General features: G+C 60.7%; 24 protein-coding genes. 13 read left to right on the plus strand and 11 right to left on the minus strand.

What is annotated here, in order from left to right; all coding sequences use genetic code 11:
* Nucleotides 1-19: 19 nt before the first annotated feature.
* Complete coding sequence (locus QDT79_RS16915; RefSeq protein WP_033634653.1) at nucleotides 20-430, minus strand: hypothetical protein; 411 nt, start codon at nucleotides 428-430, stop codon at nucleotides 20-22.
* Between the two features lie 184 nt (nucleotides 431-614).
* On the opposite strand from QDT79_RS16915, the gene folM reads away from it, so the two are divergent.
* From folM to QDT79_RS16935, 4 genes are all read left to right on the plus strand, one after another.
* Complete coding sequence (folM, locus tag QDT79_RS16920; protein WP_063989991.1) at nucleotides 615-1,337, plus strand: dihydromonapterin reductase; 723 nt, start codon at nucleotides 615-617, stop codon at nucleotides 1,335-1,337.
* Nucleotides 1,338-1,412: 75 nt separating this feature from the next.
* On the plus strand, nucleotides 1,413-2,138 hold the full coding sequence (gene rstA, locus QDT79_RS16925) for a two-component system response regulator RstA (protein WP_049198289.1): 726 nt from the start codon (nucleotides 1,413-1,415) through the stop codon (nucleotides 2,136-2,138).
* On the plus strand, nucleotides 2,135-3,439 hold the full coding sequence (gene rstB, locus QDT79_RS16930; protein WP_019452643.1) for a two-component system sensor histidine kinase RstB: 1,305 nt from the start codon (nucleotides 2,135-2,137) through the stop codon (nucleotides 3,437-3,439). The genes rstA and rstB overlap by 4 nt, the downstream gene beginning before the upstream one ends.
* A 34-nt stretch (nucleotides 3,440-3,473) precedes the next feature.
* Nucleotides 3,474-4,973, plus strand: a complete 1,500-nt coding sequence (locus QDT79_RS16935) for a carboxypeptidase M32 (protein WP_063989992.1) — start codon at nucleotides 3,474-3,476, stop codon at nucleotides 4,971-4,973.
* A 167-nt stretch (nucleotides 4,974-5,140) separates the two neighbouring features.
* Here the strand turns inward: QDT79_RS16935 and QDT79_RS16940 are convergent, their stop codons facing one another.
* A complete protein-coding gene (locus QDT79_RS16940) occupies nucleotides 5,141-6,046 on the minus strand; it encodes an alpha/beta fold hydrolase (RefSeq protein ID WP_308316805.1) in 906 nt (301 codons plus the stop codon).
* 186 nt (nucleotides 6,047-6,232) lie between these two features.
* On the opposite strand from QDT79_RS16940, the gene asr reads away from it, so the two are divergent.
* From asr to QDT79_RS16950, 3 genes are all read left to right on the plus strand, one after another.
* Nucleotides 6,233-6,508: an acid resistance repetitive basic protein Asr gene (gene asr, locus QDT79_RS16945; protein WP_063989994.1), complete on the plus strand. Its 276-nt coding sequence runs from the start codon at nucleotides 6,233-6,235 to the stop codon at nucleotides 6,506-6,508.
* A gap of 86 nt (nucleotides 6,509-6,594) precedes the next feature.
* Nucleotides 6,595-6,675, plus strand: a complete 81-nt coding sequence (gene ydgU, locus QDT79_RS25145) for a small membrane protein YdgU (RefSeq protein WP_455677416.1) — start codon at nucleotides 6,595-6,597, stop codon at nucleotides 6,673-6,675.
* Between the two features lie 127 nt (nucleotides 6,676-6,802).
* Nucleotides 6,803-7,615, plus strand: coding sequence for a trypsin-like serine peptidase (locus QDT79_RS16950; protein ID WP_063989995.1), 813 nt, complete (start codon nucleotides 6,803-6,805; stop codon nucleotides 7,613-7,615).
* Between the two features lie 33 nt (nucleotides 7,616-7,648).
* Here the strand turns inward: QDT79_RS16950 and QDT79_RS16955 are convergent, their stop codons facing one another.
* A complete protein-coding gene (locus tag QDT79_RS16955; RefSeq protein WP_107226276.1) occupies nucleotides 7,649-8,428 on the minus strand; it encodes an AraC family transcriptional regulator in 780 nt (259 codons plus the stop codon).
* Nucleotides 8,429-8,529: 101 nt separating this feature from the next.
* On the opposite strand from QDT79_RS16955, the gene QDT79_RS16960 reads away from it, so the two are divergent.
* On the plus strand, nucleotides 8,530-9,687 hold the full coding sequence (locus QDT79_RS16960; RefSeq protein ID WP_107226579.1) for an MFS transporter: 1,158 nt from the start codon (nucleotides 8,530-8,532) through the stop codon (nucleotides 9,685-9,687).
* Here QDT79_RS16960 and hrpA read toward each other — a convergent pair.
* Nucleotides 9,665-13,552: an ATP-dependent RNA helicase HrpA gene (gene hrpA / locus QDT79_RS16965; protein ID WP_107226277.1), complete on the minus strand. Its 3,888-nt coding sequence runs from the start codon at nucleotides 13,550-13,552 to the stop codon at nucleotides 9,665-9,667. The genes QDT79_RS16960 and hrpA overlap by 23 nt on opposite strands.
* A gap of 269 nt (nucleotides 13,553-13,821) precedes the next feature.
* Between hrpA and azoR the strand changes: the two genes are divergently transcribed.
* Nucleotides 13,822-14,427, plus strand: coding sequence for an FMN-dependent NADH-azoreductase (gene azoR / locus QDT79_RS16970; protein WP_015377994.1), 606 nt, complete (start codon nucleotides 13,822-13,824; stop codon nucleotides 14,425-14,427).
* Here azoR and QDT79_RS25100 read toward each other — a convergent pair.
* The 5 genes from QDT79_RS25100 to QDT79_RS16990 form a co-directional block, all read right to left on the minus strand.
* Complete coding sequence (locus QDT79_RS25100; protein ID WP_373275480.1) at nucleotides 14,424-14,561, minus strand: hypothetical protein; 138 nt, start codon at nucleotides 14,559-14,561, stop codon at nucleotides 14,424-14,426. The genes azoR and QDT79_RS25100 overlap by 4 nt on opposite strands.
* Entirely contained in the window at nucleotides 14,546-14,869 is a 324-nt protein-coding gene (locus tag QDT79_RS16975; RefSeq protein WP_063989997.1) for a YdbL family probable chaperone protein, read from the minus strand. Before QDT79_RS16975 ends, QDT79_RS25100 begins: the two co-directional genes overlap by 16 nt.
* 8 nt (nucleotides 14,870-14,877) lie before the next feature.
* On the minus strand, nucleotides 14,878-15,075 hold the full coding sequence (locus QDT79_RS16980) for a YnbE family lipoprotein (RefSeq protein ID WP_004930472.1): 198 nt from the start codon (nucleotides 15,073-15,075) through the stop codon (nucleotides 14,878-14,880).
* Nucleotides 15,072-17,684, minus strand: coding sequence for a YdbH family protein (locus QDT79_RS16985; RefSeq protein ID WP_308316806.1), 2,613 nt, complete (start codon nucleotides 17,682-17,684; stop codon nucleotides 15,072-15,074). The genes QDT79_RS16980 and QDT79_RS16985 overlap by 4 nt, the downstream gene beginning before the upstream one ends.
* 323 nt (nucleotides 17,685-18,007) lie before the next feature.
* Entirely contained in the window at nucleotides 18,008-18,832 is an 825-nt protein-coding gene (locus QDT79_RS16990; RefSeq protein ID WP_308316807.1) for a LysR family transcriptional regulator, read from the minus strand.
* A 140-nt stretch (nucleotides 18,833-18,972) separates the two neighbouring features.
* Between QDT79_RS16990 and QDT79_RS16995 the strand changes: the two genes are divergently transcribed.
* From QDT79_RS16995 to hslJ, 3 genes are all read left to right on the plus strand, one after another.
* Nucleotides 18,973-19,263 carry a putative quinol monooxygenase gene (locus QDT79_RS16995; protein WP_063990000.1) on the plus strand — a complete coding sequence of 97 codons (291 nt, stop codon included), beginning with the start codon at nucleotides 18,973-18,975 and terminating at the stop codon, nucleotides 19,261-19,263.
* A gap of 142 nt (nucleotides 19,264-19,405) precedes the next feature.
* A complete protein-coding gene (locus QDT79_RS17000; RefSeq protein ID WP_063990001.1) occupies nucleotides 19,406-20,398 on the plus strand; it encodes a 2-hydroxyacid dehydrogenase in 993 nt (330 codons plus the stop codon).
* A gap of 50 nt (nucleotides 20,399-20,448) precedes the next feature.
* Nucleotides 20,449-20,877: a heat shock protein HslJ gene (gene hslJ / locus QDT79_RS17005; protein ID WP_063990002.1), complete on the plus strand. Its 429-nt coding sequence runs from the start codon at nucleotides 20,449-20,451 to the stop codon at nucleotides 20,875-20,877.
* A 29-nt stretch (nucleotides 20,878-20,906) separates the two neighbouring features.
* Here the strand turns inward: hslJ and QDT79_RS17010 are convergent, their stop codons facing one another.
* Both QDT79_RS17010 and ssmE read right to left on the minus strand, forming a co-directional pair.
* On the minus strand, nucleotides 20,907-21,161 hold the full coding sequence (locus tag QDT79_RS17010) for a DUF333 domain-containing protein (RefSeq protein WP_015377999.1): 255 nt from the start codon (nucleotides 21,159-21,161) through the stop codon (nucleotides 20,907-20,909).
* Between the two features lie 499 nt (nucleotides 21,162-21,660).
* Complete coding sequence (ssmE, locus tag QDT79_RS17015; RefSeq protein WP_025302985.1) at nucleotides 21,661-21,993, minus strand: multidrug efflux SMR transporter SsmE; 333 nt, start codon at nucleotides 21,991-21,993, stop codon at nucleotides 21,661-21,663.
* Between the two features lie 238 nt (nucleotides 21,994-22,231).
* Between ssmE and nifJ the strand changes: the two genes are divergently transcribed.
* Entirely contained in the window at nucleotides 22,232-25,765 is a 3,534-nt protein-coding gene (nifJ, locus tag QDT79_RS17020; protein WP_308316808.1) for a pyruvate:ferredoxin (flavodoxin) oxidoreductase, read from the plus strand.
* Nucleotides 25,766-25,920 lie beyond the last annotated feature (155 nt).

Consider the following 25,920-nt stretch of genomic DNA (forward strand, 5'->3'; position numbering starts at 1 on the left):
CGGCCGGGTTGATTCCCGGTCAGCTTTTAGAGGGAATGGTGACGGTCATACGCTCACCCACCAGGGCAATCGCGATGCCTTCCGCGCACTCTTTCTGAATGGCCGCCAGCTGTTGCGCTTCCAGCGCATAGGGCAGCTGAATATCAAACACCGTCAGGCCCTGCTGCTGCGCCAGGTCAATCAGGCGCACGATATTGGTTTCATCGCTGACCTGCGTCGACACTACCTGCAGCGCCAGCTCTTTCAACTGCTCTTTGCGCGTTTGTGACGTGGTCACGCGCGATTTCAACACCATGCCGAAGATCGGCATCACACCATAAATAGCATCAACAAAGCGCCAGTGCTTCCTGCACGATGCGGACAGAAAATCCATGTAGTCGAAACAGATTTTCTCACTGCGCGCGATGGATGCAAGGTGATTGCTGTTCATCCCCTTATTCCTCTCATGGCCAGTGTTAACCCGTGGTCTTTCAAGCCGCCGCCGGACGGCAACCTGAAATGCATTGGGGATCTTACATCCAGAAATGGATAATCATGCGAAGCTTTAACGACTTTCCGCCGTATGATGGCATAATTCCCCTATTGTTTGCCAGTCTGTCCAGGAGCTTTAATCAATGGAACACCCCAACTCTGCCCCGGTGCTGATTACCGGCGGCGCGCGGCGCATCGGGCTGGCGCTCGCCAGAGCGTTTCTCGAACGCGGCGTTCCCGTCATCATCGCCTACCGCAGCGAATATCCGGCGATGGCCGAGTTGAAAGCCTTGGGCGCCTGCTGCATTCAGGGCGACTTTTCCACGCACGAAGGCATCTACCGTTTCGCCGACCAGGTGCGGCAGGTGGCCCCCAAACTGCGCGCGATGATCCATAACGCCAGCGCCTGGCAGGCCGAGTCGCCGGAGGTCCCGCCGGAGCAGGTGATGGCGGCGATGCTGCAAATTCACGTCTACACGCCCTATTTGCTCAATCAGCTGCTCGAATCCTGCCTGACCGGCCAGGGCCAGGCCGGCGCCGATATCATCCATCTGACCGACTACGTGGTGGAAAAAGGCAGCGACAAACACATCGCCTACGCCGCCAGCAAGGCCGCGCTGGACAATATGACCCGATCGTTTGCCCGCAAGCTGGCGCCGGAGGTCAAGGTCAACGCCATTGCGCCGGCGCTGATCATCTTCAATGCGGGCGACGATGAAGCCTATCGCCAGCAGGCGCTGGCGAAGTCGCTGATGAAGGTCGCGCCGGGCGAGAGCGAAGTGGTGAATCTGGTGAACTACCTGCTGGAGAGCCGCTACGTGACCGGCCGCACCCACGGCGTCGACGGCGGGCGGCCGCTGCGCTGAGGCAAAGATCCGCATGGCGCATCCCTGCGGGCCGCGCTATGCTGAAATCCGCTTTTATTATTAAAACACGGGCATATGCATAAAATTGTTTTTGTGGAAGACGATCCTGAAGTCGGCAAGCTGATCGCCGCCTATCTGGGCAAACACGACATCGAGGTGCTGATCGAGCCGCGCGGCGACAGCGCGCAAGCGCGCATCGAGCGCGAGCAACCCGATTTGGTGCTGCTGGACATCATGCTGCCCGGCAAAGACGGCATGACGCTGTGCCGCGATCTGCGCCCCACCTTCCCCGGCCCGATCGTGCTGCTCACCTCGCTCGACAGCGACATGAACCATATCCTGTCGCTGGAGATGGGCGCCAACGACTATATCCTGAAAACCACGCCGCCGGCGGTGTTGCTGGCACGCCTGCGTTTACACCTGCGCCAACACAGCCAACAGCCGAAAGAAGAGTCGGTTCAGCCGCTCACCCAGCACAACGCGCTGCATTTCGGGCTATTGTGCATCGATCCGGTCAACCGGCAGGTCACGCTGGGCGAAGAAACTGTCACGCTGTCCACCTCGGATTTCGATCTGCTGTGGGAGCTGGCGACCCACGCCGGGCAGATCATGGATCGCGAGGCGCTGCTGCAAAACCTGCGCGGCGTGAGCTATGACGGCATGGACCGCAGCATCGACGTGGCGATCTCCCGCCTGCGTCGCAAGCTGTACGACAACGCGCTGGAGCCGTTCCGCATCAAGACCGTGCGCAATAAAGGCTATCTGTTCGCCCCTAACGCCTGGGCATCGGTGCAACAATGAGAAAACTTTTCGTCCAGTTCTTCCTGCTGCTGTTCGTCTGTTTTCTGGTGATGGCGATGCTGGTCGGCCTGGTGTACAAGGTGACCGCCGAGCGCGCCGGCCGCCAGTCGATGGACGATCTGATGAAAAGTTCGCTGTACCTGATGCGCAGCGAGCTGCGCGAAATCCCGCTGAAAGACTGGAACAAGACCATCGCCACGCTGGATCTCAACCTGTCGTTCAAGCTGCATATCGAACCGCTCGGCAAACAGGAGCTGAGCGAGGATTTGAAAAAACGGCTGCGGCTGGGGGAAATCATCGCCCTCGACGATCAGTACACCTTTATGCAGCGCATTCCGCGCAGCCACTACGTGTTGGTGGTCGGTCCCATTCCTTATCTGTTCTATCTGCACCAGATGCGCCTGCTGGATCTGGTGTTGCTGGTGTTTATCGGCATGTCGCTGGCGCTGCCGGTGTTTCTGTGGATGCGGCCGCACTGGCAAGACCTGCTCAAGCTGGAAAACGCCGCCCAGCGGCTCGGCGCCGGGCATCTGGATGAACGCACCCACTTCGATCCCACCTCCAGCCTGAGCCGGCTCGGCGTGGCGTTCAACCAGATGGCCGACAACGTCAACACCCTGATCGCCAGCAAGAAACAGCTGATCGACGGCATCGCGCACGAACTGCGCACGCCGCTGGTGCGCCTGCGTTACCGGCTCGAAATGAGCGATAACCTGTCTGAAAGCGAGCAGCAGGCGCTGAACCGCGATATTGGCCAGTTGGAGTCACTGATCGACGAGCTGCTGACCTATGCCCGTCTGGACCGTCCGCAGGTTGCGTTAAACATTGAACCCATCGATCTGCCAAAGTGGCTCGAGGACAAGGTCGATGATATCCGTCTTATTCATCAGGAACGCGACATCCAGCTCGATATCCCGCACGTCGGCGACTTTGGCGGCGTCGATCTGCGCCTGATGGAGCGCGTGCTCGACAACCTGGTCAACAACGCGCTGCGCTATTCCGAACAGCGCCTGCGCGTTGGCCTGTGGTTTGACGGCGACCTCGCCTGCTTGCAGGTCGAGGATGACGGGCCGGGTATTCCGCCGGAAGAACGCGAACGGGTGTTTGAACCTTTCGTCCGTCTCGACCCCAGCCGCGATCGCGCTACCGGCGGCTGCGGGTTGGGGCTGGCCATCGTCCATTCCATCGCCGTCGCCTACCAGGGACAGGTGTTCGTCGAAGGCAGTTCGCTCGGCGGCGCCAGCTTCCGTTTCTGCTGGCCGGTGAAGCCGACATTCAGTTTAAAAGCCGATCTGGCGTAATGCCGCCGGACCTTCTCATTGGAGCCGAATAATAATGACATCTGCACATTCCAACACGTCTGCTTACGATCACCTGCGCGCCCTGTTCAGCCGGCTGTCGCGTTTCGGCCACCTGTCCGCCATCGCCGGTTGGGACATGCAAACCATGATGCCGCCGGGCGGCAGCAAGGCGCGCTCCGAAGCGTTGGCCGAGCTGAGCGTGCTGCAGCACCAGATTTTAACGGCACAAAGCACCGGCGCGCTGTTGGATCGCGCGCAGCAAGAGACGCTGGACGAACTCGATCGCGCCAACCTGCGCGAAATGCGCCGCCAATATGAAGACGCCGTGCTGTTGCCGGCGTCGCTGGTCGAAGCCAAGTCGCTCGCCGGCGCGCGCTGCGAACACGCCTGGCGCGCCCAGCGCCCGGCCAACGACTGGGACGGCTTCGCCGAGAACCTGCGCGAGGTGGTCAAGCTGAGTCGGGAAGAAGCGCAGATCCGCGCACAGGCGGCCGGCACCAGCCGTTACGACGCCCTGCTCAACCTGTATGAACCGGGCATGCGCAGCAGCGATCTCGACCGCATCTTCGGCGATCTGAAAACCTGGCTGCCGGATCTGCTGCAGCGCGTGGTGGCCAAACAGGCCAATGAAGCTTGCCAGACGCCTCAGGGGCCGTTCAATGTGGACACCCAGCGCCAGCTGAGCCTCAGCGTGATGAAGCTGCTCGGTTTCAACTTCGACAACGGCCGCGTCGACGTCAGCGCCCACCCATTCTGCGGCGGCGTGCCGGAAGATGTGCGCATCACCACGCGCTACAACGAGAAAGAGTTTTTGACCGCGCTGCTCGGCATCGTGCACGAGACCGGCCACGCCCGCTACGAGCAGAATCTGCCGCGCGATCTGCTCGGCCAGCCGGTCGCCCTGGCCCGCTCCACCGCCATCCACGAATCGCAGAGCCTGCTGTTCGAAATGCAGCTGGCACGCGGCAATGAATTCCTGAAAATCTTGCGCCCGCTGGTCACTGCGCAGTTTGGTGAACAGCCGGCGCTGGAAGAAGCCAACTTCATTCGCCTCAACCAGCGCGTTAAACCGGGCCTGATCCGCGTCGACGCCGACGAGGTGAGCTATCCTGCCCACGTCATCCTGCGCTACGAGATTGAAAAAGCGCTGATCGAAGGCGAGGTCGAAGTGGAAGACATTCCGGCGCTGTGGAATGAGAAGATGCATGCTTACCTCGGCCTCGACACCATCGGCAATTACCGCAACGGCTGCATGCAGGATATTCACTGGACCGACGGCGCTTTCGGCTACTTCCCGACGTATACGCTCGGCGCGATGTACGCCGCGCAGCTGTTCCACAGCGTGCGTCAGGCGTTGCCTTCGCTGAACGAGGATATCGCCGCCGGCAACCTGCAGCCGCTGTTCCACTGGTTGCAGCACAACATCTGGCGCCACGGCAGCCGTTTCCCGACCGAGACGCTGATCGCCAACGCGACCGGCGAAGCGCTCAACCCACGCTACTTCCGTCAGCATTTGGAAAACCGTTACCTGTAATCTCCCCTGGCGCGGCTCTGCCGCGCCCTTTTCCCGCCTGTAAGACCGGATAATGCTTCATAACGCACGTTCTGTGCCGATATCGTCTTGGCCGCAGAGTGTCGGGTAGTCACTCACCATTAGTATGTTGTAACTAAAATAGTGAAAGACGCCGGCGACCCGATCTCTCATCCCAGCGCATGACGGGCGACCATCGCCGCCAGCTGCGGCCTCAACGGAGCAGGCAGGTCATGCCCCATGCCCGGCATAATATGCAATTTGGCGTTGACGACCGTGCGGGCGATCGCGACTCCCCCCGCCTTACGTACCAGCCGATCGCGATCGCCGTGAATGACCAGCGTCGGCGCGGCAATACGCCGGCTGTAGCGACGCAGATCGCCGCTGCCGAGCAACGCGGAAAGTTGCCGCTGCATGCCTTCCGGATCCACGCCCCGCTTCAACAGCCGATGCACCAACGCATCCAGTTCCGCCTCCTCCGGCGGGTAAAATCGGGTACCGAGCGCGCGCAGGAAGGTTTTCATCCCCTCGTGGCGCTGCTGCAGCGTCAAATCGGCCGCCGGTCGGCGCACCAACAGCCACAGCAGCGAAGGTGCCGGCGGCGGCAACAGCGGCTGATTGGTGCTGGAGAACAAGATGCATAACGAGGAGACGCGCTGCGGGTATTCGGCGGCCAACACCTGGGCGATCATCCCCCCCATCGAAGCACCCAGTACGTGAGCCCGCGGGATGCGCAAGTGATCGAGCAGATGCGCCGCGTCCGCCGCCATGTCCGCCAGGGTATAAGGCACCGGCGTTTGCCAACCGAGCTGGGCGCGCAGCATCAGCAGCCACAACGGCTGCGTGCGTTGCGCCTGCGTTTTGCCGGAAAGGCCAACATCGCGGTTGTCATAACGGATCACCCGAAACCCCTTGGCCACCAGTGCGCGGCAGAAGTCGTCAGGCCACAGCAACAGCTGCGCGCCGATGCCCATGATGAGCAGCAGCGGCGGGTGCGCCTCATCGCCCCAGTCCTCATAGGCCAGCGGCACCTCGCCCTGTTCGGTCACACCACAACGAATCGTTATCTCGTTCATTTTAAATCCCTTTTATCGCGCCTGGCGGTCATTATAGCAGCAATCCCCCTTGCCGCCGCCGCCCTGTACATTAGGTTACAAGCCGAAACCAATCACTCACGGAAAGCCGGGCGCCGTTTGCCTACTATCATCTCAACGGCCCCGCAGTGGGGTTGATACCCAAAAAGTCATGTTGAGGATTCTGCGATGAAAAAAGTATTAGCTCTGGTTGTTGCCGCTGCAATGGGTCTGTCTTCCGTGGCTTTCGCTGCCGAGGCGGCCACCACCGCACCTGCGGCTACCGCAACCACCGCCACCGCTGCGCCGGCTAAAGCTCAGGTGAAACACCACGGCAAGAAAGCTCCGGTTCAGAAAGCTCAGGCGGCCAAAAAGCATCACAAAAAAGCCGTTAAGAAAGCCCCGGCTCAAAAAGCCCAGGCGGCAAAAAAGCACCACAAAAAAGCCAGCCACAAAAAAGCATAATGACGTGAGGGTCCCCTCACCGCTTCAGGCTTGACGTTTACGACACCCGGTTCGCCGGGTGTTTTTTCATCGGGGGATTCTCATTGATGCTGCGCCGCTACCTGTTTGAGATCGTTCTGACCGCCCTGATCCTTTGCGGACTGATCGCCGTCTTTTTTTACCTGTAGCCCGCCGCGTTGACGGCGGGAAATTATTGAAAAATCAATTATTGCCCATCCACATGGCTGCTAAATCAGTCTATAGTTAGCATTCAGTGTGTTTATGGATGATCCGTATTTGTCAGGCAAGAGATCTATGCGCATATCCGTTTTACTGTTGCTGTGCTCACTCCCGCTCATCGCTGCTCAGGCGGCACGCGCCGACGGCCCGTCCAAGGCCGAGCAAACGCGTCTGTTTTTCGGCAAAGATGAACGAATCAAGGTCACGGATACCGCCGCCCAGCCGTGGCAGGCCATCGGCCAGGTCGAAACCGCCAGCGGCAATCTGTGTACCGCCACGCTGATCTCCCCGCACTTGGCGTTGACCGCCGGCCACTGCGTGCTGGCGCCGCCCGGACAACTGGATAAAGCCATCGCTCTGCGCTTCGTGGCAGGCGATAAATCCTGGCAGTATCAAACCGGCAATATCGAGACCCTGGTCGACAGCAAGCTGGGCAATAAGCTGAAGCCGGACGGTGATGGCTGGATCGTCCCGCCCGCCGCGGCCGCTTATGACTTTGCGCTGATCCGTCTGAAAGACAAAAAGCCGCTGCCGATCGCACCGTTGCCGCTGTGGCAAGGCGACAGCAAGGCGCTGACCCAGGCCCTGAAACAGGCCAAACGGCTGATAACTCAGGCGGGTTACCCGGAAGACCACCTGGATGACCTCTACAGCCACCAAAACTGCAAGGTCACCGGCTGGGCCCAGCAAGGCGTACTGTCGCACCAATGTGATACCCTGCCCGGCGACAGCGGCTCACCGCTGCTGTTGAAAACCGCCGACGGCTGGCAATTGATCGCCATCCAAAGTTCGGCGCCGGCGGCGAAAGATCGCTACCGCGCCGATAACCGCGCCCTGGCGGTGCCCGGCATCCGCGAAGCGCTGGACGCCCTGGCGGCAGGCAAATAACCCTCTCAACGGCGCATTATGCGCCGTTGTGCTTTATCGGCCCCCTTGCATATAGCGCCGTGGCGTGGTGCCGGTGAACTGGCGGAAAAAAGCGATAAATGCGCTGTCGCTGGAAAACCCCAACCGCTGCGCCACCGCGCTAACCGACGGCAACGTCGCCAGCAGTTCGATCGCGCGCATCAGCCGCCACTGCTGGCACCACTGCTGATAGCTCAGGCCGGTTTCCCGCACAAACAGCCGCGTCAACGTTTTGGCGTGCAGATTCAAGCACTGCGCCAACGCCGCCAACCCCGGCAATTCGTCACGCTCCGGCAGCGTCGCCAGCCAGGCGGCAAGACGCCTATCCTGCGGCAGCCGCAGCTGGGTATTCTCGCGCTGCGCCTCGCTCAGCTCATTGATCAGCACCGCCAGCAAATCGCGCGCCTGGGGCTGCGCCAACGCATAGTCCAGCGGCCAGTGCGCTATGCGCTCGACGATCGCCGCCAACAGCGGGTTCACCGCCAGCGCCGCAGCCTGTGGCGGCATGGCGGCCGTCAGCGCCGGATCGAAATACAGCGAGCGATACGCGACGCGGCCGCGCAGTTGCACCCGATGCGCAATGCCGCCCGGTATCCAGACGCTGCGCGTCGGCGGCAGAATCAACCACTGCTGCGCCAGCGTGACCGTCATGCACCCCTGCGGCGCATACAGCAGCTGCGAACGCTGATGCCAATGCAGCCCGGAGTCGTGCTCCGCCAGTTCAGCCGCAATGCCGAGCACCGGGGCCGGCAGCCGATCCGGGTCGAACGGGTGATGCTGTTGAATCAGCGCCATCAAATTGTCCTATATCTGTTATTTTTTGTCCTAATGATTGTAATCGCACAAAGCGCCGCTCCCTATACTGGCCGCATTAACTTTTAGGGAGAATGTGCATCATGCAACGCTTATCTTTACCGCTGCTCGTCACCGCCATCATGACGCCGCAGATCCTGGAAACGCTGTACAGCCCGGCGCTCACCGCCATCCGCAGCGATTTCGGCATCAGCGCCGCGCAGGCCGGGCAGACGTTATCCATCTATTTCTTCGCCTTCGCTCTCGGCGTCGCCTTTTGGGGAGCCTTCTGCGATCGATTCGGCCGCCGTCCGGCGATGCTGGCCGGCCTGGCGCTTTATCTCGCCGGCGCCGGCATCGCCCTACTGAGCGGCAGTTTCACGCTGTTGCTGGCCGCCCGTGCGCTGATCGCCTTCGGCGCAGCGGTCGGCTCAATCGTCACGCAAACCATGCTGCGTGATGTCTATCAAGGCCCGGCGCTGGGGCGCATGTTCGCGCTGGTCGGCGTCGCGCTCTCCGTCAGCCCGCTGCTGGGAATGTTTGCCGGCGGCGCGCTGGTCGCCTGGGGCGGCAGCGCGGCGATTTTCACCGCGCAGGCGGTCTGGGCGCTGGCGCTGCTGCTGTGGAGCTACGGCACATTGCCGGAAACGCGGCAGCGGCAAACCGCAACGGCCGCCGCACCGGGTATTGCCCTGATGACGATGCTGCGCGATCGGCACATCTGGTGTTCGGCGCTGCTGGTCGCCAGCTTCAATATCATGGTGTTCAGCTACTTCAGCCTGGCGCCGTTCATGTTCGAAAGGCTGGGGTTGAGCAGCCAGCAGTTTGGCTACTCGGGGGTGATGCTGGCTTTAGGCAGCATGGCGGGGGCGCTGTTGAACCGCCACCTGCTGGCGCGCAGCGTCAGCGCCAAACGTCAGATCCTGCTGGGCGGGTTGCTGGCGGTGGCCAGCGGCGTGGCATTGTTCTGGTGGCAACACAGCCTGTGGATGCTGCTTCCCTGCGCGCTGGTGATGCTGGCGTTCGGGTTGGCTATTCCGAATGTGCTGAGCCAGGCGCTGAGCCGCTACCGGCAGCAACTCGGCACCGCCGGCGCGTTATTCGGGCTGTTGTACTATCTGCTGATCGGCCTGGGGCTGACGATCGCGGCGCGCGGGCAGGATTTGGCCGCCACGCTGCTGCTGTGCGGCCTGTTGAGCCTGTGGTGCGCCGGCCGCTTGCCGGCCGGTGCGCCCGAGCTTAACCCGAAAGCTGCTCGATAGTTTGCAAAATGCGCTTGTCGGAGATCGGGTAAGGCGTGCCCAGCTGCTGCGCGAACAGGCTGACGCGCAGCTCTTCGATCATCCAGCGCACCGCTTTCACCTCTTCCTCCTGCTGTCGCTTCGGCGGCAGCTTGTTCAGCCACTGCTGCCAGGCCTGCTGCACCTGCTCCACCCGCAGCATCTGCGCGCGATCGCGGTGCGGATCGATAGCCAGTTTTTCCAACCGGCGCTCGATCGCCTGCAGGTAACGCAACGTGTCCGGCAGGCGTTTCCAGCCGTTGCCGGTCACGAAGCCGCGGTAAACCAGCCCGCCGAGCTGGGTCTTGATATCCGACAGCGCCAGCGCCAACGACATGTCCACCCGGCCTTTCAGTCTTTTGTTGATGTTGAAGACCGCCGTCAGGATCTGCTCAACCTGCTTGGCCACCTCGACGACCGTGTCGTTCAGCTCGGCGCGGATCTGCTCCTGCAGGCGGGCAAAGCCTTCCTCTTGCCAGACCGGGCCGCCGTGTTCGGCGATCAGCTTATCGATGCCACACGAAATGCAGTCGTCGATCAGCTCCAGCACCTTGCCGTACGGGTTGAAATAGAGCCCCAGCTTGGCCTTGTTCGGCAGCTTTTCATGCAGGTATTTGATCGGCGAAGGAATATTCAGCAACAGCAGGCGGCGAGTGCCCTGCCACATCGCCTGTTGCTGCTCGCTTTCGCTGTCGAACAGCCGGATCGCCACGCTGTCCTTTTCATCCACCAGCGCCGGGTACGCCTTCATCGAATAGCCACCGCGCTTCTGCTCGTAAAACGCCGGCAATTGGCCAAAGCTCCAGACATGCAGGTTGCTCTGCTCCAGCCCGTCGTCGGCCACCGCCGACAGCGTCTCCTGCACCTTCTCTTTCAGCTGCAGGCGCAAGGCCGCCAGGTCTTTGCCTTCGCGCAGCGTCTGGTTTTTCTCGCCCACTACGCGGAAGGTCATCTTCAGGTGATCGGGCACCTGATCCCACTGCCAGTCATCACGTGACACGGTCACGCCGGTCATGCGTCGCAGCTCGCGCTCCAGCGCGTCCAGCAGCGGCAATTCCAGCGCCGTTACGCGGCCAAGGAACGCTTCGGCGTAGTTCGGCGCCGGCACGAAGTTGCGGCGCACCGGCTTCGGCAGCGACTTGATCAGCGCAATCACCAGCTCGCGGCGGATGCCGGGGATCTGCCATTCGAAGCCCTGCTCCTCCACCTGGTTGAGGATCGGCAGCGGAATGTGCACCGTCACGCCGTCGGCGTCGGTGCCCGGTTCGAACTGGTAGCTCAGCCGCAGCTTGAGGTTGCCCTGATGCCAGAAGTTCGGGTAGTCGAGCGCGCTGATCTTGTTGGCGCCGTCTTTGATCAGCATCTCTTTTTCGAAGTTCAGCAGGTCTGGCTGCTGTTTGGCGGCGCTCTTCCACCAGCTGTCGAAATGACGGCCAGAAACCACGTCGTTGGGGATGCGGCGATCGTAGAAGCCGAACAGCGTTTCGTCGTCCACCAGAATGTCGCGGCGGCGCGATTTATGCTCCAGCTCTTCCACTTCGGCGCGCAGCTTTTGGTTTTCGCGGAAGAAGGCGTGGCGCGTCTGCCAGTCGCCCTCCACCAGCGCATGGCGGATAAACAGCTCGCGGCACAGCAGCGGATCGATGGCGCCGTAGTTGACCTGGCGCGCCGCGACGATCGGCAGACCGAACAGCGTGACCTTTTCGCTGGCCATCACCGCCCCCTGCGACTTCGACCAGTGCGGCTCGCTGTAGCTGTGTTTCACCAGGTGCTGAGCCAGCGGCTCGATCCATTCCGGTTCGATACGTGCGGCGATGCGCCCCCACAGGCGGCTGGTTTCCACCAGTTCGGCCACCATGGTCCACTTCGGCGGCTTCTTGAACAGGCCAGAGCCGGGGAAGATGGAGAAACGGGCGTTGCGCGCGCCGGTAAATTCCTGTTTGTCCGCATCCTTCTGGCCGATATGCGACAGCAAACCGGTCAGCAGCGCGGTGTGTACGCTGCGGTAGTCGGAAGGCGTGCTGTTGATCGGCAGCCCCAGCTCTTTCACCACCTGGCGCAGCTGGGTATAGATATCCTGCCACTCACGCACGCGCAGGTAGTTGAGGAAATCGTTGCGGCACAGCCGGCGGAACTGGCTGGAAGAGTTCGCCTTTTGCTGCTCCTGCAGATAATCCCACAGGTTGACGAACGCCAGGAAGTCCGAGTCTTTGTCGGCGAAGCGGCGGTGTTTCTCATCCGAGGCTTGCTGCTTGTCCATCGGGCGCTCACGCGGATCCTGAATCGACAGCGCGGCGGTGATGATCATCACTTCACGCACGCTGCCGCTCTTCTGCGCTTCCAGCACCATGCGCGCCAGACGCGGGTCGATCGGCAACTGCGCCAGCTGGCGGCCCTGCGGCGTCAGCTGGTAATGGCCGTTGTCGGCGGTGGTGATCGCCCCCAGCTCTTCCAGCAGGCGCACGCCATCCTGAATGTTGCGCTTGTCCGGCGCCTCGACGAACGGAAACGCGGCGATATCGCCCAGTCCCAGCGAGGTCATCTGCAAAATAACCGACGCCAGGTTGGTGCGCAGAATTTCAGGATCGGTAAACGCCGGCCGCGAGAGGAAATCCTGCTCGGAGTACAGACGGATGCACACCCCTTCCGACACGCGGCCGCAGCGCCCTTTACGCTGGTTGGCGGAGGCCTGCGACACCGGTTCGATCGGCAGGCGCTGCACCTTGGTGCGGAAGCTGTAGCGGCTGATGCGCGCGGTGCCCGGATCGATAACGTACTTGATGCCCGGCACCGTCAGCGAGGTTTCCGCCACGTTGGTGGCCAGCACGATGCGCCGGCCGTGGTGCGACTGGAACACCCGGTTCTGCTCGCTGTTCGACAGGCGCGCATACAGCGGCAGCACTTCGGTGTGCGGCAGATTGAGGCGGTTCAGGGCGTCGGCGGTATCGCGGATCTCGCGCTCGCCGCTCATGAAGATCAGAATGTCGCCCGGTCCTTCGCGCCCAAGCTCGTCCACCGCATCGAAAATCGCCTGCAGCTGGTCGCGATCGGTATCGTCGCCGTCGTCGACCACCGGGCGGTAGCGCACCTCTACCGGGTAAGTGCGGCCGGAAACCTCGATGATTGGCGCATTGTTGAAATGGCGCGAGAAGCGCTGCGGATCGATGGTCGCCGAGGTGATGATCACCTTGAGATCCGGGCGCTTCGGCAACAGTTCACGCAGGTAGCCGAGAATAAAGTCGATGTTGAGGCTGCGCTCGTGCGCTTCATCGATGATCAGCGTGTCGTACTGCATCAGCAGGCGGTCCTGCTGAATTTCGGCCAGCAAGATACCGTCGGTCATCAGCTTGACCAGGGTATTTTCTCCCACCTGATCGTTGAAGCGCACCTTGTAGCCGACGCTGCCGCCGAGCGGGGTTTCCAGCTCGTCGGCGATGCGGTTGGCGACGGTGCGCGCCGCCAGGCGGCGCGGTTGGGTATGGCCGATCAGCCCTTTCACCCCGCGCCCCAGTTCCAGGCAGATCTTCGGCAGCTGGGTGGTTTTCCCCGAGCCGGTCTCCCCGGCGACGATCACCACCTGGTGATCGCGAATGGCGTTTAAAATGTCCTGCTTTTTTTGGCTGACCGGCAGGCTTTCCGGATAGGTAATACGCGGGCAAGACGCGGCGCGCGCCTGCACTTTTTGCCGCGCCGCCGCGATGTCGCTTTCTACTTCGGCGGCAACCGCCAGCTGAGCATCGGGATTTTTGATTTTTCGTGCGCCCTGCAGGCGACGACGCAGGCGTTGTTGATCGCGGAGCATCAGCTCACCCAGTTGGGCCGGCAGTGCCTCGAGCGGAGATTTCACGTTCGGTGTTCCTTGTTTCTTCGCCGCCAAGGCCAGGCTTGGCAACGGTTTGGTGTTTTTTTAGCGATTTTTTTGCTTTAGCCGCACAGCCTACCACAAACGGCTTTCTCCCCCTACTTCCGCGAGTAAAGCGTCGCCATGTCATTCAATAAAATCGAACGAAGGTCTCGAAATATTGCGCTATCACTGTGGGGGGAATGTGAATAGCATGTAGTTCATGCAAGGGACGCTGAGTCCTGATGTCACTGTCACAACGTAAGGAATTATCGATGAGCAACGTATTGGTTCTGAAATCAAGCATCCTGGCGACCTACTCTCAGTCTAACCAACTGGCCGATTTCTTCGTAGAGCAATGGAGCAACGCCCACAGCGGCGACACCATCACCGTGCGCGATCTGGCCGCGCAGCCAATTCCGGTGCTGGACGGTGAACTGGTCGGCGCGCTGCGTCCTTCCGATGCGCCGTTGACTCCACGTCAACAAGAAGCGCTGGCCCTGTCGGACGAGCTGATCGCCGAGCTGCAGGCCAATGACGTCATCGTGATTGCCGCACCGATGTACAACTTCAACATCCCGACCCAGCTGAAAAACTATTTCGACCTGGTTGCCCGCGCCGGCGTGACCTTCCGTTATACCGAAAACGGTCCGGAAGGCCTGGTTAAAAACAAACGCGCCGTGATCCTGACCAGCCGCGGCGGCATCCATAAAGGCACCCCGACCGACCTGGTAGAACCTTACCTGCGTCTGTTCCTGGGCTTCATCGGCATCACCGACGTGGAGTTCGTCTTCGCGGAAGGTATCGCCTACGGTCCGGAAGTGGCGACCAAAGCACAGGAAGACGCGAAAGCGGCCCTGTCTCAGGTGGTTGCTGCCTAAGACTCTGCGCAGGGGCGCCAAGCCCCTGCCGGACAAGAGGCAAGTCCTGTCAAACCTGCACTACCCCCATAATAATCATCTATCCGTATCTTTTGGCGCGCCAGACGGCGCGCTTTTTTTATTTCTTCAGCCACTGGCCGTTGATGCCGCGCACATACTCGCCGCTCTGCGCGCGCGTCACCAGCTTCTGCCCGGCCATGCGCGCCACTTCGTCGACGGCGATATGGTTGCCGTCCGCCACTTCCTGATACTTCTCGGTGCGGCCGGCGTTGATGCGCTTCACCAGCGCCAGCGTTTCCGCGTCCTGCTTCACCGGCGCGATGTAGCCGCTCAGGGTTTCGCCCACCCGCCCTTGCTGCTTCGCCTCATCCAGCGTCAGCGCCATCGCCACGCTGCTGAACAACCAGGCGGCGCCGGCCAGCCACAAATAACGTTTTTTCATGTCGGCTCCTAGAACAGACCGCTTTGGGTTTTCAGCAGGTTTTCGACGTCCTTATCCACCTTGATATGAATTTCATGCTCGATCTTGACGTTCATATTGATGGTGATCGGATCCTTCGGCGTCGCCACCTCGATGCGCGGCACGCAGCCGCTCAGCAGCGAAACGCACAGCACCGCTGCCAGCGCCGACACACTCATGATTTTCATTGTTGCTCCCCAGGTTGTGAGAGGGCCTGCTCCAGCCACTCCTGTAAATTGTCGCCGAAGCGCAAACTGCGCCACAGCTGAAACACGTTTTCCTGATGGCGATAGTTCAGGATCACCTCACGCTTGGCGCTCTTCTGCGGGTTGATACCGTCGATGCGCGCGCTCAGCGTCAGCTCACCCAGGTTGTCGAGGTCGACCCGGGCGTGCGAACGGTTGATTTCCATATAGCGCAGCCAGTCGATCGCCGCGCCGGTCGCCAGGTTGTTGCTGCCGATGGCGTCGGCCATGTCTTTGTCCAGCCGCAGCGTCAACGTGCCGGCATTGGCGATCCAGCCGTTTTGCACCAGCCACTTGGGGTGGTTCAGGAACAGCGGCAGCTCGCCGTCGACGCGGCCGGACATGGCGAACTGCTTCGGTTTCAGGGCGGTGAACAGCGCGCTGAGATCGACCTTGTCCAGTTTCAGCACCGCAGCGTCATGCTGCGGCAACCGCAGCGCCGACAGGCTGATATGCCCGTTGAGCATGTCCACGCCGACGTTGCTCAACGTCAGCGGCTGCCTTTCGCTATAAGGATAGGTGCCCTGCAGATCGGCGGAAATGTTCTGCATCTCGAACAGGTTGCTGAAAGACTTGATGCGCAGCGACACCGGCTGTTTGGCACCCAGCAGCCACTGATGCTGCTTGAACCGGTACGACAGGATGAAGTCCAGGCCGCTCATCTCGCCGTCCTTCAGCCACATGCCGCCGTTTTTCACCACCCAGTGGCCGCCGGCCTCGAAGCCTTGTTCACGGGCAGCGGAAAACGCCGACTGCGCGTAAAACTCGCCGTCGCGCAGCGTGAGATTGAGATCCGGTGCCAGCAGCGGCTGGAAGACCTTCAGCGACTGTTTCGGCCACCAGGCTTCGCCGCGCAGGCGTTCGCCGTCCCAGCGGCCGCGCAGCGCGATCGGCCCGATCTGCTGCGCCTGCAGTTTGCCCTGCAGCTGGAAACTGTCCGGCGAACGGCCGCTCAGCTGCAGCGCCAGCACCGGCGCCGGTAGATGGCCGCCGTCGCTGAAGCTGACCTTATCCGCCGCCAGCTGGAGTTCGCCGTTGAGCTGCGGGCTTTGTTCATCACGCTGCCAGCGCAGCGGTTGGTTGAGGCTCAGGCGCGGCGCGGCGACCGTCACCAGACCGTACTTCAACTTGTCGAAGCCGGTGGAGAGCTTGTCGAGCACCAGCTCGCTGTCCTGCCAGCGCCCGCTGCCGGCGACGTCCCAGGCAGCCTGCAGCGGCGGCAACCGGCCGTTGCCCCAGTAACGCCACTGCCAGTCGCCCTTGTCCGGCCAGAAATCCTGCGCCTGGCCGTCCAGGTGCAGCTTGAAGCGCCCCCAATAACTGTCGCTGGCGCTCAAAATCGCCTGCAGGCGGCCGGTGATGCCGGCGGCGGTCACCTTCACGCCCGCCAGCGGCAAACGCGCCTCTTCCAGCGTCATTTCCGGCGTCACCTTGCCCCACAGACGGAGCAGCGAACCTGGCTGAAGCACCAGCGTCGGATTAAGAATGCTGCCGCCGATCACGCCCGGGATTGACGCGGTGGTGGAGAAGTCGGCCAGATTGGCCTGGCCGGTCAGTTGGAAGCGCAGATCGCTGTCGGTCAACCCTACCTTGCCCGGCCCGAGGGTGAGCACCGCATTGCCCTTGCCGTTGTGGCCGGCGGTGATCACGTTCAGCCGCGCGCTGATCTCCGTTTCATCCCACCCTTTGCTCCAGTCGTGCAGCGCGATGTTCAGGCCGCCGTTCAACGGCTGCCCGCTGTATGGCCAACGCCACTCGCCCTGCTTGATGCTGACCCGCTGCGGGGTCACTTCCCACGGCAACACCGCCAGCGGCCGATCGTCGCCTTTTTCGCTTACCGTCAACACGCCCTGCTGCTGTTGCCAGCGCATGTCCAGCAATACCGGTTTTTCCAGATAGGCGGTCTGCATTTCCCCCTGCAGCGCGCCCTGCGTCGGCAGGCTGGCCAAATCCAGCGGAAGAGTTATCTTGCCGGCGAGGTGCAGCGGTTGCGCGCTGTTGGGTGGGACGACGCTCAGGCTCTGCAACGTCAGCTGCTGTTTTTCATCCAGCTGTGCCTCGGCGCTGAGATTCGGCCCCCGATAATGCAGGCGTTGCCCGTCAGGGCCGGAGGAAAGCTGCAGCTTGCCGGCATAGCGCTGCCAGGGAATGAGCGTCAGATCATTAATGGTGAGATCCAGCGACGGCAGTTGCCGCTGCAATTGATCGAGCGCCAGCGGCGCGCTGTTGGCGTCGCCGCTCGGCAGTTTTGGCAAACAGGCGCTATCGACGCTGACCTTATCGCTCGACAGCTGCCAACGGCCCTGGCGGTAAGCCAGCCGCGTCGGCCCGACGTTGGCCAGCAGGCAATCTTGCGCGGTGAAACGCGCCCCCGCCAGCGCCAGGCCGCCCTGATGCCAATGCAATTTACCCTGCAACTCCAGGCGGCTCCCCGCCGGCAACCAATGCGATAACACCCCCGGCAGCCAGCGCGGCAAAGTTTGCCACAACGCCAGCACCAGAATTGCGCAGCCCGCCACCGTCCCTATGAATACTTTCAATCGCCTGGTCATTAAATGATTGCTTCGTTCCTGAGTTAGGCATCCATTAAGTCTATGCCTGAATTGACAATAATGATGGCACGAATTTGACATAGGGTGAAGCTGAGTGCGGTCGCAGAAGCGATTTGCACCTTTTTGGCGCAAACGTGTGCGGGTTGTAGATTTTCGTTACATATACATCACATAAATAGGACAGTTTTCAGACTTTTGTTATTGTCGTTACCGTTGATGATTAATAGTCTTGCAACCATTCTAATAAAAGTTCAGCTGCTAGCTAACTGTGTACTAGAGAAGCCATTCCCCACACCCCCGTGGGGATTTTTTTGCCGCTAATTTCAAATCACGGCCTCAATAAAAGCCTGTACTATGTGGCTGTCGCTCGCTTTACGCCAGATAGCATAAATATCGCTGCGCATTTCATTCCCGCACTCGATATACGCAACCTCTCGCTGTCGCGCCAGGCTTTCAGGGACAAACGCATACCCCAACCCCGCGGTGACGCAGGCGAATATCACGTCGTAGCATTCCACCTCCAGCAGCGCGGCGGGGATGATTTGCTGCTTCTGCAACCAGGCATCCACCAGATGGCGATAGTGGCATTGCCGCGAATAAACATAGAGATCGCTTTTTGCCAACAACGCTGGCTGATACGCCCCGCCAATGAAGACCAAACGCTCCTGAAAAGCACGCCGGCTCTGCAACTGCGGATGTTCTATCGGCCCATCAGAAAACACCACGTCCAGCGTCCCTTTTTGCAATTGAAACTCCAGATCCAGCGAATAGCCCTGCACCACACTCAACTGAACACGGCGGTTCTGCGCACGGTAATGCGCCAACTTTTGCGGCAGATGATGGCTCAAGGCGATATCCAGCGCGCCAAGCTTCAGTTCACCCTGCACCGGATCCTGTTCAAGCTGCGCTCGCGCCCGCTCTTCGATAGCCAAAAAGCGCTTGGCCTTATGGTAAAGCGCTCGGCCTTCCGGCGTAAGCGACAACCGATTGCGCTCACGATCAAATAGCGTAACGCCACACGCCGTTTCCAACTCTTTTAATTTCTTGGTCACGTTAGAGGGCACGCAAAACAGCCTCTCCGCCGCTGCCGTCAGACTCTCCGACTCCACCACCATGCAAAAGGTGGCTAACTGGGCACGTTTAAACATATCAAGCCTTCACCAAAAGTGAATAACTCACGAACTTTATTTCACTTTTAGTCAGTCATCAAGCCCGTAAAATCCTCGCTGTCAGCACAATGCTGCCCCCTGGAGATATCCAGTTTCATTCCCGACCGAGGAAATAAACCATGATCACGCTTAACGTCTTTTTTCAGGTCAACCCGGCCAAGCGACCCGCGTTTCTCAGCCTGCTCAACACCATGGTGCAGGAATCCAATAAAGAAACCGGCTGCTCTTTTTATCAGCTTTGGCAATGCCAGAACGATGAAAACAGCTATGCGCTGATTGAAAACTGGGACGATAAGGCGTCGCTTGCGGCGCACCAGAAAACACCGCATTGGATCGCCTTTAACGATGCCGTCAACGGGTATTTGACCCATGACTACGATGAGCATCATTACACGGAAATCGCTCGCTAACATCGCGTGAACCGGCCCAATGCGGGCCGGTTTCATTCCGCTGTCTGATCGAACAAACCCCGCACTGGACAAACTGCTAACCAATTGTCGAATTTACTAAAATCTGTTAAATTGATCACAAAATCACGGTGGAGAAACCACGATGAAATTGGCGATATACAGTACCAAACAGTATGACCGTAAATATCTCGAACTGGTGAATCAGCAGTTTGGCTATGAGCTGGAATTCTTCGACTTTTTACTCAGTAAAAAAACCGCCAAAACGGCCGCCGGTTGCAAGGCGGTGTGCCTCTTCGTCAACGACGACGGCAGCCGTGAAGTGCTCGAAGAACTGGCGGCGCTGGGCGTCGAAATTCTCGCCTTGCGCTGCGCCGGTTTTAATAACGTCGATCTGGACGCCGCCCAAGAACTGGGCATCAAGGTGGTGCGCGTGCCGGCCTACTCGCCGGAAGCTGTGGCAGAACACGCGGTAGGCATGATGATGTGCCTGAACCGCCGTATTCACCGCGCCTATCAACGCACGCGCGACGCCAACTTCTCGCTGGAAGGGCTGATCGGCTTTAACATGCACAACCGCACCGCCGGCGTGATCGGCACCGGTAAAATCGGCGTGGCGACGATGCGCATTCTGAAAGGCTTCGGCATGAAGCTGCTGGCCTACGATCCGTTCCCGAGCGAACAGGCGCTGGAACTGGGCGCGGAATATGTCGATCTGAAAACGCTGTACGCGCAGTCCGACGTGATCACCCTGCATTGCCCGCTGACGCCGGAAAACCACCATCTGCTGAATGCCGACGCCTTCGCGATGATGAAAAACGGCGTGATGGTGATCAACACCAGCCGCGGCGCGCTGATCGACTCCACCGCCGCCATCGATGCGCTGAAACAGCAGAAAATCGGCGCGCTGGGGATGGACGTTTACGAGAATGAACGCGATCTGTTCTTCGAAGACAAGTCGAACGACGTGATTCAGGATGACGTGTTCCGCCGCCTCTCGGCCTGCCACAACGTGCTGTTTACCGGCCATCAGGCTTTCCTGACCGAAGAGGCGCTGACCAGCATTTCGCAAACCACGCTGCAGAACATCAGCCAGTTGGATCGCGGCGAAACCTGCCCGAACCAGTTGAACGCCTGAGCGTAACCTCGGGGCGCCCTTGCGGCGCCCTGTTTATTTGAGAGCGCGCGATGAGAAAAACCACGGTAGCCGCCCTTGCGGCGCTGGCCTTAGCGGGGTGCAGCATGAAACCACACACGGCCGTCACGCCAGGCGATCTGTTGCATCACAACTTCGTGTTGCAAAGCGTGGATGGCGAAACGGCGATGTCACCGGCGGGCGGCGGCCTGCTCAATCTGGAGTTCGGCGAGAGCCTGCATGTCTCCGGCGCGATGTGCAACCGCTTCTTCGGCCAGGGGCAATTACGCGACGGCGTGCTGACGGTGAAACCGCTGGCCACGACCCGCAGGCTGTGCCCTGATGAACAGCGCAACCGCTGGGATCGGGTGATCGGCACCGTGCTGGAAAACGGCGCCGAAGTAACGCTAAACGCCCAGCAACTGACGCTCAACGGCAGCGGCCACACGCTTATCTATACCCTGCGCGATTGGGTGTATTGATCCTGCACGCCAGGCCTGGCGCCGCGGGCTTACCCGGCGCAGCTGCCCAGGCCCAGCGTGCGTTCTTCGCACTGCTTGCCGTTCGGCATCTGGCACATGCGCAGCGCTTCACCGTTCAGGTTGTGCGCGATGGTGGTGACGCCGCCGACCGCCGCGCAACCGGCGCTGGTCTGCAACGTATTGATTCTGGCACTGTTGCCCTGCTGTACTGGCTCTTCGTTATTGCTGCTGCACGCGGCTAAAAGCAGCACGGCGCTGGCAAGCAGCCATTTTGATGTCGTCATTATCCCACTCCTGAACCCGGAACTGCGCTGTGTAAAATCGCCATTGCTGATAACGCGCGTCACTTGGCGGACACGTTTCGCTATCTTTGATGCAAACTTGTTTAATCTAGCTCGATATATAAATAATGAAAATATATTCCAGCCATTATTTGTCATTTTTTTGCACCGGCCGAACATTTATTTTGTTTGCAGAATATTTCCGCACCGGCGCGCGGTGCCAAACGTGACGGCGCCACCCGCTGCCAGGCCCCTGCCGCACGCAGAAAGTGATAACGTCACCGCTGCCGATGAGGAAGTTTCTCTCGCGATATCGGTATTCATTATCTTCGCGTGCTTTGAGTAAGACGGCGCATTTTTTGCTACCGGAGAGAAGGATATTTACGTCTATGCTGGCGGCGCTAAGTAATTAGCATTCCACTATTTTCAGTGAATGATGGCTGAATTCTTCAACCGGCGCGACTTACTGTCACGCCGGCCTTTTTTTACATTAAAATAACACTCAGTGTACCGAGGCTTTGGACAGTAAATTAATCACCAGCACGCCGGCAATAATTAATCCCATGCCGACGATCGCCGGCCAATCCAATTTTTGCTGATAAACGAATACCGCGGCGATCGATACCAGCACAATCCCCATGCCCGACCAAATCGCATACACGATGCCCAGCGGCATGCTCTTGACCACCATCGACAGCCCCCAAAATGCCACGCCGTAGCCCAGCACCACCAGCAGCGACGGCCACAGGCGGGTAAAGCCCTCGGAGGCTTTCAACATGGTGGTGGCGATCACTTCCGCGACTATCGCCATCGTCAAATACATAAATGCGCTCATGGTTTTCTTCTGTCAGTTTGCTGATCCGCAATTATGACGCGCCGGAAATAAATTGTCTTTAAACGGTGAAAACAATTTATTGCCGCCGGTCCCCAATCGGCGAGGAAATACGCCCTTGGCGATTTATCACCCGCCACACAAACACGATAAAGCCACGTTCAAACCCTCTGTTAGACTTTTTCCCATTACTGCGGAAGTGCGCTTTCGCGGCTTTGTGAGCAATGAAAAGGTAATGTCGATGATAACTACAGATGGTAATAACGCAGTCGCTTCCGTGGCCTACCGCACCAACGAAGTGATTGCCATCTACCCTATCACGCCAAGTTCTACCATGGCGGAGCAGGCGGACGCCTGGTCCGGCGATGGCCGGCAAAACATCTGGGGCGACATCCCGCGGGTGGTGGAAATGCAGTCGGAAGGCGGCGCGATCGCCACCGTGCACGGCGCCTTGCAAACCGGCGCGCTGTCGACCTCGTTCACGTCATCGCAGGGTCTGCTGCTGATGATCCCGACGCTGTACAAACTGGCCGGCGAGCTGACGCCGTTCGTGCTGCACGTCGCCGCGCGCACCGTGGCCACGCACGCGCTGTCTATCTTCGGCGACCATTCTGACGTGATGGCGGTACGCCAGACCGGCTGCGCCATGCTGTGCGCCGGCAGCGTGCAGGAAGCGCAGGACTTCGCGCTGATCTCGCAGACCGCCACCCTCAACGCGCGCGTGCCGTTTATCCATTTCTTCGACGGCTTCCGCACCTCGCACGAGATCAACAAGATCGTGCCGCTCAGCGACGATACGCTGCGGCAAATGTTGCCGCAGGCGGCGATCGACGCTCACCGCAGCCGGGCGCTGTCGCCGGATCATCCGGTGGTGCGCGGCACTTCCGCCAACCCGGACACTTATTTCCAGTCGCGTGAAGCCACCAACCCGTGGTATGACGCCACCGGCCAGCACCTGATCGACGCCATGGCGGCCTTCGCCGCCCTCACCGGCCGCCACTATCGGCCGTTCGACTATTACGGCCATCCGCAGGCCGAACGCGTGGTGGTGGTGATGGGTTCCGCCGCCGGCACCTGCGAAGAGGTGATCGACACCCTGCTGACCCGCGGCGAGAAAGTCGGCGTGCTGAAAGTCCGGCTGTTCCGGCCGTTCTCCGCCAAATACCTGCTCGACGCCCTGCCGGACAGCGTGCGCAGCGTCGCGGTGCTCGATCGCACCAAAGAACCGGGCGCGCTGGCCGAGCCGTTGTATCTGGACGTGATGACCGCGCTGGCGGAAGCCTACAGCCGGGGTGAACGCGCCACGCTGCCGCGGGTGATCGGCGGCCGTTACGGCCTGTCGTCGAAAGAGTTCGGCCCCGACTGCGCGCTGGCGGTGTTCCGTGAGCTGGCCCAGCCGCAGCCGCGCCCGCGCTTTACCGTCGGCATCTTCGATGATGTCACCGGGCTTTCGCTGCCGCTGAGCGACGAAATCCTGCCGCAGCGCGCCTCGCTGGAAGCGCTTTTCTACGGTTTGGGCAGCGACGGCTCGGTCTCGGCCACCAAGAACAACATCAAGATCATCGGCAACGCCACGCCGCTGTATGCCCAGGGCTATTTCGTCTACGACTCCAAAAAGGCCGGCGGCCTGACGGTGTCGCACCTGCGCGTCAGCGAGCAGCCGATCAATTCGGCTTACCTGGTCAGCCGCGCGGACTTCGTCGGCTGCCACCAGCTGCAGTTTATCGATAAGTACCAAATGGTCGAACGCCTGAAGCCCGGCGGCACCTTCCTGCTCAATACCCCTTACGGCGCCGACGAGGTCTGGTCAAGCCTGCCGCAGGAGGTTCAGGCGCTGTTGCACCAACGCCAGGCGCGTTTCTATATCATCAACGCCGCCAAGCTGGCGCGCGAATGCCGGCTCGGCGCGCGTATCAACACCGTCATGCAGATGGCGTTTTTCCACCTGACGCAGATCCTGCCGAGCGACGTGGCGCTGCAACAGCTGCAGGACGCCATCGCCCGCAGCTACAGCAGCAAGGGCCAGGAGATCGTCGAACGCAACTGGCAGGCGCTGGGCGCCACCCGGGCCGCGCTGACCGAGATCCCGCTGCAGCCGATCGACGCCAGCAGCCCGATGCGCCCGCCGGTGGTCTCGGACGCCGCGCCGGACTTCGTCAAAACCGTTACCGCCGCGATGCTGGCCGGGCTGGGCGATGCGTTGCCGGTTTCCGCCTTCCCGCCGGACGGCACCTGGCCGGTGGGCACCACCCAATGGGAAAAGCGCAACATCGCCGAAGAGATCCCGATCTGGCAGCCCGACCTGTGCACCCAGTGCAACCACTGCGTCGCCGCCTGCCCGCACTCCGCCATTCGCGCCAAGGTAGTTCAGCCGGCGGAGATGGAGCACGCCCCCGCCTCCCTGCAGTCACTGGATGTCAAAGCGCGCGATATGCGCGGCCAGAAATACGTGCTGCAGGTAGCGCCGGAAGATTGCACCGGCTGTAACCTGTGCGTCGAGGTCTGCCCGGCGAAAGATCGCCAGAACCCGGAGATCAAGGCCATCAACATGGCTTCCCGCCTCGATAATCTGACGGCGGAGAAAGACAACTACGACTTCTTCCTGCAGCTGCCGGAAATCGATCCGACGCAGCTGGAGCGCATCGATATTCGCACCTCGCAGCTGATCACGCCGCTGTTCGAGTACTCCGGTGCCTGCTCCGGCTGCGGTGAAACGCCGTACATCAAGCTGTTGACCCAGCTCTATGGCGACCGCTTGCTGATCGCCAACGCCACCGGCTGTTCGTCGATCTACGGCGGCAATCTGCCGACCACGCCGTACACCACCAACGCCGAAGGGCGCGGCCCGGCGTGGGCCAACTCGCTGTTCGAAGACAACGCCGAATTTGGCCTGGGCTTCCGCCTGACGGTCGATCAACATCGCGCGCGGGTGCTGCGCCTGCTGAATTCGCTGGCACCGCAGCTGCCGGAGCAGTTGGTCAATGCCCTGCAGATGGAAGATGTGGCGCCGGAGCCGCGCCGTAAGCAGATCGCCGAACTACGCGCGCTGCTGGCAAGTCTCGAAGGCGAAGACGCACGCCAGCTGGCGGCCGACGCCGACTACCTGGTGGATAAATCCATCTGGCTGATCGGCGGGGACGGCTGGGCCTACGACATCGGCTTCGGCGGTTTGGATCACGTGCTCAGCCTGACGGAGAACGTCAACGTGCTGGTGCTCGACACCCAGTGCTACTCCAACACCGGCGGCCAGCAGTCGAAGGCCACGCCGCTCGGCGCGGTGACCAAGTTCGGTGAACACGGCAAGCGCAAGGCACGCAAGGATTTGGGCGTCAGCATGATGATGTACGGCCATGTCTACGTCGCGCAGATCTCGCTGGGGGCGCAGCTTAACCAAACGGTGAAAGCGATTCAGGAGGCCGAAGCCTATCCGGGCCCGTCGCTGATCATCGCCTACAGCCCGTGCGAAGAGCACGGCTACGATCTGGCGCTCAGTCACGATCAGATGAAACAGCTGACCGCCACCGGCTTCTGGCCGCTGTACCGCTTCGATCCGCGCCGCAGCGCCGAGGGCAAGGCCGCATTGGCGCTGGATTCACGGCCGCCAAACAGCAACCTGTCGGAAACGCTGCTGAAAGAACAGCGTTTCCGCCGCCTGAACTCGCAGCAGCCGGAGGTGGCCAGCGCGCTGTATCAGGCCGCCGAGAAAGAGCTGAAGGAGAAATACGACTTCCTCAGCCTGCTGGCCGGCAAGGCAGAAAAATCCGCCGCAGAGTAACGCCATCAGGGCGCGAGCAATTCGCGCCCTGTTCTTTTACCGTCGGCGTAAGCCGCAGCAATAAAACCTGCTGGCATTCCTGCGCGCAATCCGTACCATACAGGCCTCGCGTCGGGCGCGTGGCGGCAGGATGATGAATAATGATCAAAATCGAC

Source organism: Serratia marcescens (assembly GCF_029846115.1).
Taxonomy (GTDB): domain Bacteria; phylum Pseudomonadota; class Gammaproteobacteria; order Enterobacterales; family Enterobacteriaceae; genus Serratia; species Serratia marcescens_L.

Coding starts and splice junctions, on each gene's coding strand:
- QDT79_RS16915 (WP_033634653.1), bottom strand. CDS start 430: ATGAACAGCAATCACCTTGCATCCATCGCGCGCAGTGAGAAAATCTGT.
- folM (WP_063989991.1), top strand. CDS start 615: ATGGAACACCCCAACTCTGCCCCGGTGCTGATTACCGGCGGCGCGCGG.
- rstA (WP_049198289.1), top strand. CDS start 1,413: ATGCATAAAATTGTTTTTGTGGAAGACGATCCTGAAGTCGGCAAGCTG.
- rstB (WP_019452643.1), top strand. CDS start 2,135: ATGAGAAAACTTTTCGTCCAGTTCTTCCTGCTGCTGTTCGTCTGTTTT.
- QDT79_RS16935 (WP_063989992.1), top strand. CDS start 3,474: ATGACATCTGCACATTCCAACACGTCTGCTTACGATCACCTGCGCGCC.
- QDT79_RS16940 (WP_308316805.1), bottom strand. CDS start 6,046: ATGAACGAGATAACGATTCGTTGTGGTGTGACCGAACAGGGCGAGGTG.
- asr (WP_063989994.1), top strand. CDS start 6,233: ATGAAAAAAGTATTAGCTCTGGTTGTTGCCGCTGCAATGGGTCTGTCT.
- ydgU (WP_455677416.1), top strand. CDS start 6,595: ATGCTGCGCCGCTACCTGTTTGAGATCGTTCTGACCGCCCTGATCCTT.
- QDT79_RS16950 (WP_063989995.1), top strand. CDS start 6,803: ATGCGCATATCCGTTTTACTGTTGCTGTGCTCACTCCCGCTCATCGCT.
- QDT79_RS16955 (WP_107226276.1), bottom strand. CDS start 8,428: ATGGCGCTGATTCAACAGCATCACCCGTTCGACCCGGATCGGCTGCCG.
- QDT79_RS16960 (WP_107226579.1), top strand. CDS start 8,530: ATGCAACGCTTATCTTTACCGCTGCTCGTCACCGCCATCATGACGCCG.
- azoR (WP_015377994.1), top strand. CDS start 13,822: ATGAGCAACGTATTGGTTCTGAAATCAAGCATCCTGGCGACCTACTCT.
- QDT79_RS16975 (WP_063989997.1), bottom strand. CDS start 14,869: ATGAAAAAACGTTATTTGTGGCTGGCCGGCGCCGCCTGGTTGTTCAGC.
- QDT79_RS16980 (WP_004930472.1), bottom strand. CDS start 15,075: ATGAAAATCATGAGTGTGTCGGCGCTGGCAGCGGTGCTGTGCGTTTCG.
- QDT79_RS16985 (WP_308316806.1), bottom strand. CDS start 17,684: ATGACCAGGCGATTGAAAGTATTCATAGGGACGGTGGCGGGCTGCGCA.
- QDT79_RS16990 (WP_308316807.1), bottom strand. CDS start 18,832: ATGTTTAAACGTGCCCAGTTAGCCACCTTTTGCATGGTGGTGGAGTCG.
- QDT79_RS16995 (WP_063990000.1), top strand. CDS start 18,973: ATGATCACGCTTAACGTCTTTTTTCAGGTCAACCCGGCCAAGCGACCC.
- QDT79_RS17000 (WP_063990001.1), top strand. CDS start 19,406: ATGAAATTGGCGATATACAGTACCAAACAGTATGACCGTAAATATCTC.
- hslJ (WP_063990002.1), top strand. CDS start 20,449: ATGAGAAAAACCACGGTAGCCGCCCTTGCGGCGCTGGCCTTAGCGGGG.
- QDT79_RS17010 (WP_015377999.1), bottom strand. CDS start 21,161: ATGACGACATCAAAATGGCTGCTTGCCAGCGCCGTGCTGCTTTTAGCC.
- ssmE (WP_025302985.1), bottom strand. CDS start 21,993: ATGAGCGCATTTATGTATTTGACGATGGCGATAGTCGCGGAAGTGATC.
- nifJ (WP_308316808.1), top strand. CDS start 22,232: ATGATAACTACAGATGGTAATAACGCAGTCGCTTCCGTGGCCTACCGC.